16 protein-coding genes are annotated in these 12,793 nt (G+C 59.3%); 7 read left to right on the top strand and 9 right to left on the bottom strand.

The features are described 5' to 3' along the window. Positions 1-2: 2 nt before the first annotated feature. The 4 genes from hisA to ACFOOP_RS05080 all read right to left on the bottom strand — a co-directional run bounded on the left by hisA (position 3) and on the right by ACFOOP_RS05080 (position 2,050). Complete coding sequence (gene hisA, locus ACFOOP_RS05095) at positions 3-734, bottom strand: 1-(5-phosphoribosyl)-5-[(5-phosphoribosylamino)methylideneamino]imidazole-4-carboxamide isomerase (protein WP_379879782.1); 732 nt, start codon at positions 732-734, stop codon at positions 3-5. Then, entirely contained in the window at positions 731-1,375 is a 645-nt protein-coding gene (gene hisH / locus ACFOOP_RS05090; RefSeq protein ID WP_379879781.1) for an imidazole glycerol phosphate synthase subunit HisH, read from the bottom strand. The genes hisA and hisH overlap by 4 nt, the downstream gene beginning before the upstream one ends. A 113-nt stretch (positions 1,376-1,488) precedes the next feature. Next, positions 1,489-1,752, bottom strand: coding sequence for a hypothetical protein (locus ACFOOP_RS05085; RefSeq protein WP_379879780.1), 264 nt, complete (start codon positions 1,750-1,752; stop codon positions 1,489-1,491). Positions 1,753-1,783: 31 nt separating this feature from the next. Further along, positions 1,784-2,050, bottom strand: a complete 267-nt coding sequence (locus ACFOOP_RS05080) for a hypothetical protein (RefSeq protein ID WP_379879779.1) — start codon at positions 2,048-2,050, stop codon at positions 1,784-1,786. Between the two features lie 188 nt (positions 2,051-2,238). Here ACFOOP_RS05080 and ACFOOP_RS05075 point away from each other — a divergent pair, with 188 nt between their 5' ends. Further along, positions 2,239-2,487, top strand: coding sequence for a hypothetical protein (locus ACFOOP_RS05075; protein ID WP_379879778.1), 249 nt, complete (start codon positions 2,239-2,241; stop codon positions 2,485-2,487). Between the two features lie 9 nt (positions 2,488-2,496). On the opposite strand, the gene hisB is transcribed toward ACFOOP_RS05075, so the two are convergent. After that, positions 2,497-3,084: an imidazoleglycerol-phosphate dehydratase HisB gene (gene hisB, locus ACFOOP_RS05070; protein ID WP_379879777.1), complete on the bottom strand. Its 588-nt coding sequence runs from the start codon at positions 3,082-3,084 to the stop codon at positions 2,497-2,499. Positions 3,085-3,230: 146 nt separating this feature from the next. Between hisB and hslV the strand changes: the two genes are divergently transcribed. The 4 genes from hslV to ACFOOP_RS05050 all read left to right on the top strand — a co-directional run bounded on the left by hslV (position 3,231) and on the right by ACFOOP_RS05050 (position 8,334). Next, positions 3,231-3,776: an ATP-dependent protease subunit HslV gene (gene hslV, locus ACFOOP_RS05065; protein ID WP_379879776.1), complete on the top strand. Its 546-nt coding sequence runs from the start codon at positions 3,231-3,233 to the stop codon at positions 3,774-3,776. Positions 3,777-4,085: 309 nt separating this feature from the next. Further along, complete coding sequence (locus tag ACFOOP_RS05060; protein WP_379879775.1) at positions 4,086-4,790, top strand: VPLPA-CTERM sorting domain-containing protein; 705 nt, start codon at positions 4,086-4,088, stop codon at positions 4,788-4,790. Between the two features lie 144 nt (positions 4,791-4,934). Then, positions 4,935-6,245 (top strand): ATP-dependent protease ATPase subunit HslU, encoded by a 1,311-nt coding sequence (gene hslU / locus ACFOOP_RS05055; RefSeq protein WP_379879774.1) that lies wholly within the window; start codon positions 4,935-4,937, stop codon positions 6,243-6,245. 199 nt (positions 6,246-6,444) lie between these two features. Next, the gene (locus ACFOOP_RS05050) at positions 6,445-8,334 is read left to right on the top strand and encodes a hypothetical protein (protein WP_379879773.1); all 1,890 of its coding nucleotides are present in this window, start codon (positions 6,445-6,447) and stop codon (positions 8,332-8,334) included. 32 nt (positions 8,335-8,366) lie between these two features. Here the strand turns inward: ACFOOP_RS05050 and ACFOOP_RS05045 are convergent, their stop codons facing one another. From ACFOOP_RS05045 to ACFOOP_RS05035, 3 genes are all read right to left on the bottom strand, one after another. Next, on the bottom strand, positions 8,367-8,954 hold the full coding sequence (locus tag ACFOOP_RS05045; protein ID WP_379879772.1) for a Smr/MutS family protein: 588 nt from the start codon (positions 8,952-8,954) through the stop codon (positions 8,367-8,369). Continuing rightward, positions 8,951-10,267 carry a murein transglycosylase A gene (gene mltA, locus ACFOOP_RS05040; RefSeq protein ID WP_379879771.1) on the bottom strand — a complete coding sequence of 439 codons (1,317 nt, stop codon included), beginning with the start codon at positions 10,265-10,267 and terminating at the stop codon, positions 8,951-8,953. Before mltA ends, ACFOOP_RS05045 begins: the two co-directional genes overlap by 4 nt. A gap of 110 nt (positions 10,268-10,377) precedes the next feature. Continuing rightward, positions 10,378-11,022 (bottom strand): Tim44/TimA family putative adaptor protein, encoded by a 645-nt coding sequence (locus ACFOOP_RS05035; protein WP_379881514.1) that lies wholly within the window; start codon positions 11,020-11,022, stop codon positions 10,378-10,380. Between the two features lie 84 nt (positions 11,023-11,106). On the opposite strand from ACFOOP_RS05035, the gene ACFOOP_RS05030 reads away from it, so the two are divergent. Next, complete coding sequence (locus ACFOOP_RS05030) at positions 11,107-11,493, top strand: FxsA family protein (protein WP_379879770.1); 387 nt, start codon at positions 11,107-11,109, stop codon at positions 11,491-11,493. Positions 11,494-11,564: 71 nt separating this feature from the next. Further along, complete coding sequence (gene secB / locus ACFOOP_RS05025; RefSeq protein WP_379879769.1) at positions 11,565-12,059, top strand: protein-export chaperone SecB; 495 nt, start codon at positions 11,565-11,567, stop codon at positions 12,057-12,059. 3 nt (positions 12,060-12,062) lie between these two features. On the opposite strand, the gene dnaQ is transcribed toward secB, so the two are convergent. Continuing rightward, positions 12,063-12,776 carry a DNA polymerase III subunit epsilon gene (dnaQ, locus tag ACFOOP_RS05020; RefSeq protein WP_379879768.1) on the bottom strand — a complete coding sequence of 238 codons (714 nt, stop codon included), beginning with the start codon at positions 12,774-12,776 and terminating at the stop codon, positions 12,063-12,065. Between the last annotated feature and the right edge of the window lie 17 nt (positions 12,777-12,793).

The following is a 12,793-nucleotide window of genomic DNA, read 5'->3' as shown; positions in this document are numbered from 1 at the left end:
CCCTACCGGGCCGCGGCGATAGCCTCCGCCGGGTCGATGCGCCCGTCATAGAGCGCCCGGCCGATAATCACGCCCTCGATATTGTCATGGGCGGTTTTCAAGGCCTTGATATCGTCAAGCGACGCTACCCCGCCTGATGCGATCACCGGTATGGCCGAGACATCGGCAAGCGCCGCCGTCGCTTCCAGATTGACGCCCGCGAGCGCGCCATCGCGGCTGATATCGGTATAGACCACCGCGGCAACACCCTGATCTGCATAGCGTTTCACCAAATCGGCAGGACTTGTTTCAGTATCTCCATCCCAGCCATCGGTTTTCACCCGGCCATCGCGCGCATCGACGCCGAGAACAATCCGGCCCGGATAACGCTTGCAGGCTTCGGTGACGAATTCCGGGTCGTTGACGGCGGCCGTACCCAGGATCACACGGGCCATACCCGCCTCTAACCAGCGCTCCACCGCCGCGAGATCCCTCACCCCGCCGCCAAGCTGGGCTTTCAGGGATATGCGCTTGAGGATCGCGTCTACGGCCTCGCCGTTCACGGCGGCGCCGGCGAAGGCTCCATCAAGGTCCACAATATGCACCCAATTAAAGCCCGAAGCCTCGAACGCCGCCGCCTGCGAGGCTGGGTCTGTATTATAGACTGTTGAATCCTCCATACGGCCATGAAGGAGGCGCACGCATTCGCCGCCCTTGAGGTCGATGGCGGGATAAAGGGTGAGGCTTTTCGTCATGAAGGGGACCAAGAAAGAAAGCGGCCGAGAAACGCCAAACCGGCAGTCTGGGACTTCTCGGGGTGGAACTGCGCGCCCAGCAGATTATCCCGGCCTATTAGCGCAGCCACATCATGCTGGTGGCGGGTAACGCCATAAAGATGCGCATCATTTTCGGTTTCGAAATGGAAGGAATGGGCAAAATAGAAAGACTCGCCATCGAGCTCTTCGAACACCGCATGCGGGGTCGTGAGCCGCACCTCGTTCCAGCCCATCTGGGGCGCACGAAATTCCGCTGAATGGGGCAGTGGAACGACCTCGCCGAGGATCCAGCCGAGCCCTTCCGAGCCGCCAAATTCAAGGCCTTTGGTCGCAAGAAGCTGCATCCCGACACAAATGCCTAGAAATGGCCGGCCTTCAATCAGCGCCACATGTTCGATCGCTTCGAGAACCCCGTCGCGGGCAGACAGTCCTTCCATGCAGGCGGCGAAGGCGCCAACGCCCGGCAGGATGATCCGGTCGGCCTTCCGGATGATGTCAGGGTCATCAGTCACCGATACATGACGCGCGAGACCAGCTTCGCGCGCAGCCCGCTCCACCGCTTTTTCGACGGAGCGCAAATTGCCGGAGCCGTAATCTATGATCGCCAAGGTCTCAGCCATGGCCGAGGCTTGTAACCGCGCAGCGTCCCAGAGCAAGAGGGGCGAGGGGAGAAGCAAACAAAAACCGCGCCTTTAGCGGGGCGCGGTTTTCAACCTAGAGACGGAAAATGGCCTCAGGCAGCCGGGAAACAGGCCTGAATGGCGCCTTTAGCGTTATCGCTCAGCGCTTCAAGGTCAGCTTCCGAAGCAACCGCCATCAATTCGGCTGTCGCATCAGCATCAGCGGTTTCTGCGAGACACGAACATCCTGATGGGTCGGTGCCGTTCTCCGCCGCATAGGCTTCACAATGGCTTTCCAGCTCGCTCGCCATAGCGGGGGTGAGGGCGGGACTGAGAGCGAAACCTGAGGCGGCGAGGGCGATCACAAGTTTTTTCATAAGCGTTTCCTTCCTTTGTTCTGTTCAGATTTTAGCGTGTGCATTTATCCATGGCGGATTTCGCGTCATCGGACGCCGCGCTGTAGCGCTCGGCGGGATCGGCGATGTCGGCGAGCGCCAGAAATTCATCGGCGAGATCGCCGGCCTCGATTTCCGCCTCGAGACAGGCGCAACCCGACGGGTCCCGGCCATCGGCTTCGAGCGTCGCCGTGCAGGCGTCCGCCCATTCCCCCGCAACGCTTACGGACATCATGACGCCCGCAACCATGACGGCGGGCAGACCTATTTTGAAAAGCATGAATACTCCCTTGTTGCTTGGCGCGCTCGCAAGCCCTTGTTTCCGGGCGATACGCAACAGGAGCGCTTGGTTTCCTCCCAGTCCCCGGGCGGGATGTCACCTGAAAGCGCCGGGAGCGTCAATTGTCTTATGCTGCGGGTTTGGGGAAAGGAGAGGGAACAAACCGCGCCGGCGGCTGTTTTTCCTACATGACCCAAGCAACTACCGCATATGAACCCGGCTCCAAGCCTATGGAAAAATCACCGGAAGAAGCCGAAAACACCGACGCCACATTGCGCGTCGCCAATGAGGACACCGCTGCTCCCGCTTCCGAGAAGCGCACAACCGAAGAGGTCCGCCAGGGACATACAGGCGACCATGTCCGTTATATTCTGATTGCGTCGATCGCAGGCATTGCGTTTGTGTTTGCGATCCTGCTGGCGCTCTATGTATTTTAGAAAGAGCGTCTAGAGCGAGCCTTTGGTTGAGGGCGCGCCGCCGTCGCTGCGCGGATCTATTTCCAGCGCTTGGCGAAACGCGCGGGCAGTCGCCTTGAAACAGCTTTCAATGATGTGGTGCGTGTTTTCGCCATAGAGGTTTTCCACATGCAGGGTGAGCCCTGCATTCATGGCGAAAGCGTGGAACCATTCCTTGAATAGCTCGGTGTCCATATCGCCGACTTTAGGTCTCGCAAAATTGACCCGCCAAATCAGGTAGGGGCGCTTTGAGATATCGATAGACGCCCGCGACAGGGTTTCGTCCATGGGAATGTAGGATGCGCCGAAACGGCGAATCCCCGCGCAGTCGCCCAAGGCCTTTGCGACGGCCTGGCCCATCACAATGCCAACATCCTCCACCGTGTGATGCATATCGATATGGAGATCGCCCTCGGCGCGCACTTTAAGGTCAATCATGGAGTGCTTGGCGAAGGCTTCGAGCATATGATCGAAAAACCCAACGCCGGTTTCGATATCGTAATCGCCCGAGCCATCAAGCTCGACCGCTACGAAAATCTCCGTCTCCCGCGTTTTCCGTTCAACCGTCGCCGCGCGCATGATTGTCTCCTTTGACGCCGCCCTGCGAGGGTGGCATTGAACCTCTAAAATCTCAGGCGCCGGGGCCCGGTTTAGTGAAAAAACCCGCCGCCGTCCATGTAAAGCCCGTTCCCTGAAACGGTTATGAAGAGTTTAAAGGCAAAGTCATGAGCAATGCGTCAATGCACGGAACAACCATTCTGGCGGTCCGGAAGGGCAGCGCCGTCGCCGTAGGCGGCGACGGGCAGGTTAGCCTCGGCAATACGGTGGTGAAGGGGGATGCTCGCAAGGTGCGCCGGCTCGCCGGGGGCAAGGTGATCGCCGGGTTCGCCGGCGCCACCGCGGACGCCTTCACCCTTCTCGAACGTCTTGAGGCGAAGCTAGAACAATATCCCGACCAGCTCACCCGCGCTTGCGTAGAGCTTGCCAAGGACTGGCGCACAGACAGGTATTTGCGGCGCCTTGAAGCAATGATGATCGTCGCCGACAAGTCCGTCACGCTGACGCTATCGGGCGTCGGCGACGTTCTGGAGCCGCAATTCGGCGTCACCGGGATTGGATCGGGCGGCGATTATGCGCGGTCCGCAGCAAGGGCGTTGATGGAAGAGACCGATCTTTCCGCCGAAGAGATTGTGAAAAAAGCGATGGCGATCGCTGCTTCGATTTGCGTCTACACGAATGAGACTTTGACGCTCGAAACCATTTCAGAATAAGCGCCGCGGCGTTCCCGCCGTTAAGTATCTCTTTCACAACACTGGCCAGAAATCATACAAGGCCGCTTTTCGCAAGGCGACGCGTTAACCACGGCGCGCAGCGTCAAGCGCAGGTGATTAACTTAAAAACAAGTTGATTTTATTGGCGGCCCGTATGCTCTTTACACTCCCCCATTAAGAGCTTCGCCTGTTTGCCATAACCCTTGCATCTGGCGGTTGTATTGCGCCGCAACGATACATGATTGACGGCCGAACAAATTCCGCGTTCGGATTAGTTACAGTTTTCTAATGTTGCGTAAGGGTACTATCATGAAGTCGATTATCGGCCTCGCCGCCGTCGCAGCGCTGAGCATCTCCAGCGCACACGCGACAACCATCTACACAACCTCGGGCAGCAGCGACCTGGTGTCCAACAACGGCAGCTCGCAAGTCTACGAAGATGACGGTGTCACCATGACCCTGTCAGCGGGCCTGTTCACCGATACGCCTGTCACCGGCGATGCGGTCGTTACACCTGGTCAATATGGCGCCAGACCAATTGCCTACAGCCCGGGGACTGGGATCACCCATAACCAGAACGATGGCCAGCATCTGGTCGACGGCTATTTTCCGGAAGTGGCGATCCTCAGCTTTGACAAGACTGTGCAGCTCACCGGCGCGCTGTTTACGTATGTGGACACCTACGACACTTTCGATCTTTTTATCGACAGCAACAATGACGGCATCCTCGAGCGGGTTTTCGAAAACCTGTCGATGCCGAACAACAGCACCGCTTTCGTAGACTTTCTTTCTTTGAACCTGGTCGGCAAACTTTTCGGCATCGGGACCAGCTCTTACTCCTATAACTGCCGGATGACGATGCATGGTCAAAAGTGCGACAGCTACTCTTCAGCATGGAAGCTGAAGAAGCTGGCGTTCGAGGAAGTGCCGGATGTGCCGCTTCCGGCCGCGCTGCCGCTGTTCATGGCGGGCCTTGCCGGGTTCGGCTTTGCGAGCCGCAAGAAACAAGCCTGAACGCCGCATCTTTTGCGAAGAGGGGATGAAGGGTGCGCTTTTTAGCGCGCCCTTTTCTTTTTGGGGTTCTTTTCGGCCGCGGGATTGAGATTTGCGGCGGGAGGGCTATGTCAGGGCGATGTTTGTTCAAACCCTGAAGCTTCAATGACTGATTTTTCCCCACGCGAAATCGTTTCCGAGCTCGACCGTTTCATTGTCGGGCAGAACGCCGCCAAGCGCGCCGTCGCCATCGCCCTGCGCAATCGCTGGCGCCGCCGCCGCGTCGAGGGCGCCATGCGCGATGAGATCACGCCGAAAAATATCTTGATGATTGGCCCCACAGGCGTCGGTAAAACCGAGATTTCACGGCGGCTTGCAAAGCTTGCCGGCGCACCTTTTCTCAAAGTCGAGGCGACCAAATTCACTGAGGTCGGATATGTGGGCCGCGATGTCGATTCCATCATTCGCGATCTCGTGGAAATCGCCATGGGCATGGTGCGCGAGAAAAAACGCGAGGGCGTGAAGGCCGCTGCACAAAGCGCCGCTGAAGAGAGAGTCCTTGACGCGCTTGTGGGAGAAAATGGCGCCGAGGCGACGCGTGAGGCCTTCCGCAAAAAACTCAGAGACGGCGAGCTTGATGATCGCGAAATCGACCTCGACCTGCGTGAGCCTCAAGGCGGCGGTGCGCCCATGTTCGAAATCCCCGGCATGCCGGGCTCACAGATGGGGATGATCAACCTTTCCGACATGCTCGGCAAAGCGTTTCAAGGACCGAAAACAACACGCCGCATCAAGATCCGCGACGCGTATGATCCGTTACTTGCGGAAGAGGCCGACCAGCTGATGGACGAGGAAGCCATCGCTCGCGAGGCCGTGGATCTCGTCCAGAATGACGGCATCGTTTTCCTCGACGAAATCGACAAGATCGCGCGTTCATCGGATCGCGCGAGCGCCGACATTTCCCGCGAGGGCGTGCAACGCGATCTGTTGCCGCTGATCGAAGGGGCGACCGTCGCCACCAAATACGGGCCGGTGAAGACCGATCATATCCTGTTCGTCGCATCGGGCGCGTTTCATCTGTCGAAACCTTCGGATCTGTTGCCGGAGCTTCAGGGGCGCCTGCCGATCCGGGTGGAGCTCGACGCGCTTTCCCGGGACGATCTTCGCCGCATCCTGACCGAACCCGAGGCGAGCCTTATCAAACAATATTCGGCGCTGCTTTTGACAGAGGGCGTGACCCTTGATTTCACCGAGGACGCCATCGACGCGCTGGCCGATGCGGCGGCGGAAGTGAATGCGGGTGTGGAAAATATCGGGGCCCGGCGCCTCGCCACCATCATGGAGACGGTGCTGGACGAGATTTCCTACACGGCGGCGGACAAATCCGGCGAGACCGTCGCCATCAATAAGGACTATGTGACGGCGCGGTTGGGCGAAATCGCCAAGAACGCCGATTTGTCCAAGTATATCCTATAGTTATAAAGATCGATTTCGGTGCCGCAACGATTTCTCAGTGATGCCTTTTGGCGTCATCGGCGAAGAATTCCGGTCTGAAACCCCTCCAGGAGCCCCTGCAGGGCCGAATCCGCGCCATCCCGGCTAAATGCGGGCTTTCACGATGCTTAATGACAGGTTAATCTGTTTGTTCTTGAGGGAGTAGGAGCGGGGATTACTCATGGCGGACGGCGCATCACGGCCCTGGAAACGGCAAACCATGATGGCTTTTGCCGAGGATGCAGATCCCCGGTTCACTGAAAAAAGCGTCGAAACGGACGAGAAGTCCAAGAAGAAATTCGGGGCGCCTGAGAAAAAACCCGCGCGCATCGCCTTCACCGGCGAGGAGTGGGGCTTCGGCTACCAGGCGACGAAACAATTCCTCGATAGCGCCCGCAAGCGCGGCACCGTGCCCGACGCCGGCTTCGGCGCCATGGAGCTTCGGGTCGAACGCGAATTTGACGAGGCGAGCAAGAATAACCGCTTCGACTATCAAAACCCCGACACCCAGCCGTTGCGCACCAAAGAGCAGGCGCTCATGGCGGTGCAACAGAACATCGCCGATTTTGCGCTCGTTCCGTTTTACAATCCTTATTCGGGTTACGATTACGAGTCGCTGCGTGCGGTGGCGAGCCTTTCGCGTCTGCGCGGTGTGCAGCAGATTGAAGCGAGCGATCATTTCTGTCTCGCCGTACATGAATCCCAGCTTTACGACATCGTACAATCATCACATCCCGGCACCGGCTTCTCCGCGCTGCAAAGGCGCATGAGAAAATCATGGGGCCTGATTGATACGGGCAGCGGCAACACACCCGGCGGCGACGCCGGCTATGACGGAGAGATGCCGCGCGCTGGTCTGCCCATCGACATGGCTGACCAGAAAATGATCCGTGACCGGATTGATATGGTTTTCGCCGGTCCTGACGCTTCGCGCCGCTGCAAGGCGAAACTTGACGGCATGCGCGCTATTGGCGTCGATGTGCAGGAAACCGCGCAAATGGTCGAACCTCATCGCGAGCTTGCGCGAATGGCGCGCTCCGCGGTGTCGAACACGCGTCAGACGAACACATTTTTCGATCCGATTTCTGGCGATACGCGGCATTTCTCGACGCTCGGCGCAGAAGCCCAGAACGGCAAGCTGTTCGCCATGGTGCTGCCATATGAAGTCGCCATGCGCTCCTCGGACTATCTGATCATCGATCACAATTTCGAACAGGGCGACCCCATGAAGACCCGCTTCATGGTGGTTGAAAATAACCCGGACCATACGCTCTACGAAGATCGCTATCGCACCACAGACGCCAAAACCGGCTACTGGACAAAGCGCCTTGCAACGATTGCGAACCCCAATTTCGGCGATGCGATCCCTGCGGGCCTGATGCGCATGCTGGGCATGGCTGTCGGCGCTGTCGCCATTCTCCTGATGGTGTTCGGCCTTTACGGCTGGAGCGCTTCCATGACGGCGCTCAACCTGCCGAGCAGTCTTGAGTGGATTTCATCCCTGACCGCGACCGGCGCTCTAGGGCTGGGCGTCGCAGCGGCGATTGCTTCCTTCGTCATGCTTTCGTCGCAAGCGACTGGATCGCGTGGCGTGCGCGTCATGTTCCTGTTCCGTCGCGACAAGACTGCAGCGTCCATCGGCGACATCGAAGATTATCTACGCAATTACGGCGTGCGTCATACGGTGGTGCGCGTTGATGAGGACAGCAACAAGGATGCGCCAGCATCCATGGTGCTGGATGTCGAATTCGATCCGGAAGATTTCAAATACGGATTGTTTGCGCTGCTGACACGGCGGCTTCGCGGTTCTGTCGTCAATGGCGCGGTCAAGAAAGCCTTTGCGCGTTGGAAAAATCGCGGCGTCACCATTCTCGCCGCAATGCCGGTCGAAGCCGGTCAGTCGCAATTGCCGAAGCATCAGGCGCGCCGCTGGTGGAGCGAGGCGATCGGCGATTGGCTCGCCGATGCGACGGAAACGTGGTTCATCCGCTTGTCGCGCATTTTGTTCTTCTACATTTTCCCGGTCGCGCTTGTTCTCGCCGTTGCGCTGAAATTCCTCAACGCCTGGTAGACTTGAAAGGCGTCCGCTTGCGGCGCCCAGCTCTACCGTTTCAGGAACAGATAAAACGCCCCGGCGCCGCCATGGCGCTGATGGGCCGGGCTCGCACGAGAGACGAGCTTGCGCAGAGGGTCTTCTGCGAGCCAGTCCGACAACCGCGCTCTGAGGACTCCTTTACCGCCCGACGCCTCCCAGCCTCTTGCCCCTGAAGTGACAGAGCCTGACGGATCGGGCGCGCCCTTGCCGGTAATCACGAGGACGCATCTGGCGCCGCGCGCATGCGCCTCCGCCACAAACCGCTTCAATGTCATCTCCGCCGTCCGCTGCGTGTGGCCATGGAGATCGAGCGAGGCGTCGATGGCGAGACGGCCGCGCCCGGCAAGTTTATCGAGGCGCGGGTCGCCGGCCACGAAAGGGTGCTGCTGGCGGCTGGGCAGGGGGTCTGCATGGCGGACTGGGGGATATCCGGGGGTCTGGCGCGGTTTCAAAAGCCCCGGAGTCCCTGATTGCGCCCCCGAAACTAGGCTTTCCGTGACAGGCTTTTTGCGCCCATAGGCCGCCACATCGCGCATCGCCTTGCGCCACAGCGCCTCTTCTTCAGGCGTGAGGCCACGACCACGACGACGGCTCACGGGGCGTCTCTCAGATATTTCCGGGGGATGCGCTCAGCGAGCCGGCGCGGCAACAACACGGTCATCCGCCCCTTCGCGTTCATCGCCCCGGCGATGGCCGCTGCTTCATCCCCTGAGCCCCAGAAGACATCGCCGCGCACCGGCCCCTTGATGGCGCCGCCTGTGTCCTGCGCAATCATCAATCGGCGGATCGGCTTCTCGTCATATTCTTCGACCGGCTCGATATTGACCCACACAGGCGCGCCGAGAGCATGATAACGCCGGTCGACGGCAAGTGAGCGTTCCGGCGTCAGCGGCGCGCCCTGCGCGCCCAGCGGCCCCAATGCTGGATCGACATCATCGAGAGAGCGAAAATAAACATAAGAGGCGTTTTCTTCACGCAGCGTCTGCGCCTCTTCCGGCGGCGCCTCTTCAAGCCATCCGCGGATCGACTGCATGCTTACCGCTTCAAGCGGCATGATCCCGCGTTCCACCATGACGCGCCCCACCGCCTTATAGGCATGGCCGTTCTGCGCAGCATAGCCAACGCGCATCATCGCGCCATCGTCAAACACCAGCCGGCCCGAACCTTGTATCTGCAAAAAGAACAGATCGTTGGGATCAAGCCAGGCGAGGGGAGCTTGGTTTCCATGATCGGCGGCGTCGATGGCGGCGCGCGTATCGTAAGGAATGAGCCTTCCCCCCTCAACGCGGCCGGCGATGCGTTCGCCTTTCAGCGCATCGCGAAACTGGCCAAGATCGACTTCAATCAGATCGTCCGGACGCGGAAGAACCGGCGCTGTATGATCACCGTCTTGTTGTAATGAGGCTTCATAGACAGGTTCGAAATATCCTGTGAAAGTTCCGGTGTCTTCTATGCGCGGCGGCGCACGACGCGCAGGACCGTCCGGCAAAGGCGCGCGCGAAAGGGCAATCTCGACGGGCGAAAAATGAAATTCAAAAAACGCGCGGAGCGCGCCGCGCCGCCCGCCGGGATCGGAATAGGCGCTGACAAGCAGCGCCCGCGCCTCGGCGCAGGGCCGCAACCAGTCAGCCACCGCCCCGGAAAGGCTTAGCGCAGGATCGTCAATACCGAGATTTTCCAAAGGGTTGGCGGGCGTCTCCGGATCGCTTTCTTCAAACCTGGCGCAAGACCGCACAAAGGTTTCAAGCGCCGGGCCGGGATCGTCCTGAAGCCACCCCGAAAGATCGTCAAAGCGCACAAGTTTGAGATCGAGCGTGGGCGGTCCGAAATCATCATCGCTGAACTCGCGCTCATAATAAGGCGGCAAGACGCCACTGAAAACGAGCGCGGCCATTATCGCCGCGATCATTACTGCGCCGGCGAAAAACAGGCGCAGTTGTGTTCCGGAAAACGCTCTCATATTGGCGTGACTAGCGTCATGGAGAAACGGCGCTCCCTGAAAACTCGCGCCGCAAAGTTTTATTCGGCGCCGCCGGTCCCTACAAGCATCCAGTTGGGATCGTTGCTCGCGGTTTTGCGGGCGAAGGTCCAGCGGTCCTTGACGAGATCAATGCGATTGGGATCGCCGTCGACAATCTCGCCTTCCTTGTCGCGCGTGACACGCACCTGATCCGAGGTGAACTCAACCACCGCCGACATTACGCCATTTTCAACAGCGCTATCGACAACGCCAGCATGCTCGATGCCGACGAATTTCAGATCAGAGGAATAGCCAGCCGCATCGCGTTCCGTCACGGCGGACTTGAACGCGCCATATACAGATTCATCGATATAGGGACGAATGGATTTCAGATCGCCGGCGGCAAACGCCTCGACGATCATCTCATACGCGCCCTTGGCGCCGGCGAGGAATTCCGCTTCGTCAAAAGCGGGGTCCGCGTCACGCAATATGCGGGCGTTGGTGGAGACCGGCTTGGGCGGACGCGCCTCTTCGGCTTCCGCGTCATCGTCGCGCAGGGTTTCAGCAGCCTGAGCGCTCGCCGCGCGTTGCACCGCCTCCAGATCATGATTTTGCTCATGACCGGTACGCGTGCCCATCACAGAGATCAGGCGGAAAATGACAAACGCCGCTACACCGGCGAAAAAAAGAAGCACTGGATCCATATCGTCCAATATCGCTCCGAAACCTTAATATTGCTCAAGTTCGTTCTATATAGGAGCGATAGCTGAAGAATGCACCCGGGTCTTATGTTCTTTATCCTCCTTGCCGTGTTTATCCTTGGTCCAATCGCGGAAATTTACGTGCTTTTGACCGCCGCTGACGCTTTCGGCATCCTGCCCGTGATTGCGGCCTGTCTTGGGACCGCCTTTCTGGGCGGCTTTCTGATCCGCTTGCAGGGCCTTCGGGCGCTCAACGCCGCGCGTATGGACCTTGAGACCGGCCGGCTGCCCGTAGCCTCTGCTGTGGATGGAGCCCTGTTGGTGGTCGCCGCGCCGCTTCTGATGACGCCGGGCTTTCTCACCGACAGCATCGGCTTCCTGCTTCTTGTCCCGCCAGTCCGCCGGCTTCTCGCCCGATGGGCCCTCAAAGCCATTCGCGGTCATATCGTGCGCCACGACGACAGGATGGGTTAAGCCGGGTTGCAGCTTCGGGGTTGGGCGTGTATTGAGCGCCCTCTTTTTCCTCAGCCAAGACGGTGCGCTCCATGTCCGACACCCCCGCCACACCTAACGCCGATCCGCAAGGGGTCGATCCCAACGCCGCGCCTTCTCTGACGGTTCTCGCGCAATATCTGAAAGACCTTTCTTTTGAGAACCCTCGCGCGCCAGCGGTGTATCAGTCCAATTCAACGCCGAAGATCGACGTCAATGTGGATGTGCAGGGCCGCGGACTGAACCAGAATCAGTATGAAATCGAACTTTCCGTCGCGTCTCGCGCCAATCGCGAAAATGGCGACGCCATGTTCGTGGTCGAGGCGACCTATGCCGGCGTTTTCGAGATCGTCAATGTCCCGAAAGACCAGCTTGAAATGGTGATGATGGTTGAGTGTCCGCGGCTTTTGTTCCCGTTCATGCGCCAGATCGTCGCCGACGCCACACGCAACGGCAACTTCCCGCCGCTGATGCTGGAGCCCATCGATTTCATGGGAATCTACATCGCCAACGCCCAGCGCCGCGAAGCCCAGGCCGGACAGGCCTAAGCCTCAGGACGCCAGCACTTTTTTCCAGACCGCATCGTCGCCGAGTTCGGCGACAAACTCTGTATGCGCCTCACGTTCCGCATCGGTGACAAGTGAAGCGAGCGCGTGGGGACGCTGGCGCGCCGGCGCGCGCATGCGCTTGCCATTCGATCCGGTTGCGCTGTCGTCCCGGCGAAAATCGAGCCCCGCCTGCAGGCCTCCTGTCAGTTCGATATAGACAGTAGCGAGCAGTTTTGAATCGAGCAGGGCGCCGTGACCGTCGCGCTCGCGCGTCGAGGTGTCGATGCCGAAGCGCGAGCAAAGGGCGTCGAGGCTCGCCGGAGCGCCCGGAAATTTCCGCCGCGCCAGATGCAGCGTGTCGACGATATTATCCTTGTCGAGCGTCCTGAGCCCCGCCGCTTTCAGTTCCGCATTGAGGAAAGGCAAATCGAAGCCGATCCCGTTATGGGCGACCAGCTGGGCGTCGCCGATAAAGTCGAGAAAAGCCGCCGCGACGCTTTCATCGGTAAATACAGGCTTGTCGCGCAAGAACTCCGCCGACAGCCCGTGCACCTGATAGGCGCCGATGGGCATATCGCGCTCCGGGTTCACATAGGTATGGAAATTGCGGCCAGTGACGGCGCCATTGACCATTTCAACGCCGCCGATCTCAACAATCCGATGGCCTTCAGAGAATTTGAAGCCCGTGGTTTCAAGGTCAAATACGATCTGCCGCATGCCGCCGCCCTTTGATT

The sequence above is a fragment of the Hyphococcus aureus genome (genome assembly GCF_042643165.1).
Lineage (GTDB): Bacteria > Pseudomonadota > Alphaproteobacteria > Caulobacterales > Parvularculaceae > Hyphococcus > Hyphococcus aureus.
Note: the sequence above shows the minus strand (reverse complement) of the source record. Positions and strands in the feature narration are given on the sequence as shown.